Annotated in this window: 2 protein-coding genes; both read right to left on the bottom strand. The window is 67.7% G+C overall.

The genetic code is table 11. The features are described 5' to 3' along the window. Positions 1-223: 223 nt before the first annotated feature. Positions 224-2,101, bottom strand: coding sequence for a transketolase (locus AB0H62_RS51220; protein ID WP_360593017.1), 1,878 nt, complete (start codon positions 2,099-2,101; stop codon positions 224-226). 146 nt (positions 2,102-2,247) lie between these two features. Next, positions 2,248-2,819: cupin domain-containing protein (locus AB0H62_RS51215; RefSeq protein ID WP_360593016.1), on the bottom strand; the 572-nt coding region annotated here is incomplete at its 5' end.

Below are 2,819 nucleotides of genomic sequence, written 5' to 3'. Positions count from 1 at the left end.
TGACGTGGGTCCTAGACAAGCCACACCTCAACCGGAGGCTCTCCCCACGTCAACCAGAACCTTCCGCTACCAACGTCCTGGCCAAATACACCTAGGTGGGGCCGATTCTGCTCAACGTCGCTGCGCCCGGTCGAAGCCGGCCGCAGCGACGTTGAGCAGATCCTCCAGTACCCCTGGCCGTCTCGGCGCATGCTCGAAGCAGCATCCACCTCCCGGCCTGCGTTCAGGCCAGCAGCGCCCGTACCGCGCCGGCGATGTGCGACGCGGAGATCCCCGCCGCGTCCAGCAGTTCGTGCGCCGCGCCCGAGCCGGGCATTTCCCGCACTGCGAGGTGTTTCATCCGCAGCGGTGCCGGCCCGCTCGCCAAGAGCGCGTCGGCGACGGCGGACCCGAGCCCGCCCTCCGGGTGGTGGTCCTCGGAGACCACGATCCGTCCGCCGGTGACGTCGGCCGCGGCAATCAGGGTCTCGGTGTCCACCGGTTTGACCGAGTAGAGGTCGATCACCCGCGCGGCGATGTTCTCTCGTGCCAGCTCGTCGGCCGCGGCCAGGCATTCGTGCAGGGTCACGCCGGCGCCGATCAGCGTCACCACGTCGTCGTCGGTGGAACGCAGCACTTTGGCGCCACCGATCGGAAACTCCTCGTCCTCCGAGTACAGCGTCGGGTATCCGCCGCGCGTCGTGCGCAGGTAGCAGACGCCGGGACGATCGGCCATCTCCTTGGTCAGTGCCACGGTGCTCGGCCCGTCGCTGGGGTACAGGACCGTCGAGCCCTGAACCGCGCGCATCATCGCGAGGTCCTCGAGCCCCATCTGCGAGGGGCCATCGGCGCCGATCTCGACGCCGGCGTGCGAGCCGACCAGCCGGATGTCCGCGGCGGAGATGGCCGCCATCCGGATGAAGTCGTACGCCCTGGTGAAGAACGCGGCGAACGTCGACGCGAACGGCACGTAGTGCCGCACGCTCAGCCCGACAGCTGCCGCGATGAGCTGCTGCTCGGCGATGTACATCTCGAAGTAGCGGTCCGGGTAGGCGTGGGCGAACTCGTCGGTGTGCGTCGAGTTACTGACCTCGCAGTCCATCGCGACGACCCGGGGATGGATGCCGCCCAGCCACTTCAGTGCGTCGCCGTACGCCTTCCGGGTGGCCACCTTCTCGCCCAGTGAGTAAGCAGGTCTCGGTGTAGCAGCGCCCGCCGACCGCAATTCGGGTCCACGGTCGAAGGCCGGCACCGGGCCACGGACCAGCAGATTCCGCTCACCGCCCAGTTCGACGAGCGCGCGCTCGGCCATCTCGGCCGGCAGCGCCTTGCCGTGCCAGCCCTCCTGGTCCTCGACTTCGGAGAAGCCCTTGCCCTTGACGGTCTTGGCAAGGATCACTGTCGGCCGGTCGCCGCCCGCCCCCGCGGCGTGGAGCGCCTGGTCGATCGCCGGCAAGTCGTGGCCGTCCACGGAGATCACCGTCGCGCCGAACGACTCGGCGCGACGGGCGTAGGCGTCGAGGTTCCAGCCGAGTTCCGTAGGCCCGCGCTGGCCGAGCCGGTTGACGTCGACCATCGCCACGAGGTTGCCGAGCCCGTAATGACTCGCCTTGTCCAGCGCTTCCCAGATCGACCCTTCCGCCATCTCGCTGTCGCCGCACAACACCCATACGCGATAAGGCAGCTTGTCCAGGTACTTGCCGGCCAGGGCCACACCGACGGCGTCAGGCAGGCCCTGCCCGAGCGAGCCGGTGGCGACGTCGACCCACGGCAGGATCGGCGTGGGGTGGCCTTGCAGACGTGAGCCGAAGCGCCGGTAACCGGACATCAGCTCGTCGTCGGCGATGGCCCCGACAGCCTTGTACACCGAGTACAGCAGCGGGGAAGCGTGCCCCTTCGAGAAGATCAGGTGGTCGTTGGTGTCCGCTTCGGGACGATCCCAGTCGTAGCGCAGATGCCGGCCCACCAGCACCGCGAGCAGATCCGCCGCGGACATGCTGGAAGTGGGATGGCCGGAGCCCGCACTGGTGCTGCTGCGGATCGAGTCGACTCGCAGCTGCGCGGACAGCTCGGCGACCTCGTCCAGGCTGAGGTCAGTGGCGGGTTGCCGGGTGTCGGTCACGATTCTCTCCCCTCTCCGGGCGGCGACTCGTCACCGACTGTACTGCCGGTCGCCATCCCGTGCTGACACACGAAGTCCTCCGTTAGCCGCACGGAGTGGGCAGATCTTCCTGCCTCTGGCGGCTCGCGTCGGGGCGGCACCGACGCCTACTGGTGGGGATCGTTGGCCTGGAGCGCGTCTCCGGTGGTGGAAACGTAGACGACCAGCAGCTTGGCGGGCTCGGTCGTGCTCGGATTCGCCGCGACGACGTGGTGGGCGCCGGGCAGTTCGAACCAGGTTTGACCCTGGTGGTACGTGGTCGCTGCCTGGTCGTCGACCTGGCTTCGCACATCGCCTTCCAGCACGTAGGCGTACACGAAAGCCTGACCGTGGCGATGAGGCGGAGCGGCCGAGCCCGGCGGGAAGTCCACGATCTGCGACGTGAACGTCTTGCCCTCAGCGTTCGGAAGGGCCTGTTGCAGCAACACACTCACCTGGGGCGACGAAGCTGCCGTGCTTGTCACCGCGGTGGTGCCCGTCACCGCGGCCGGCGTGCTCTGGGCAGCAGAGCTGCAAGCTGTCGCGCCGGCCAGCGCGGCGACAACCAAAAACCGACCTACGATCTGCGAGGGAACCATGAAAAACCTCCTAGTGTTGCGTGTCGTTGATTGATTTACGTCTGTGGTGTTGAGAGAATCACAGTCATGTACGTGGCCTCGGCGTTGGAGTTGCGTGATGG

Origin of the sequence: Amycolatopsis sp. NPDC050768, from assembly GCF_040654155.1 — a bacterium.
In the GTDB taxonomy this organism is placed as follows: Bacteria; Actinomycetota; Actinomycetes; order Mycobacteriales; family Pseudonocardiaceae; genus Amycolatopsis.
This window is presented reverse-complemented; position numbering and strand designations above follow the sequence as displayed.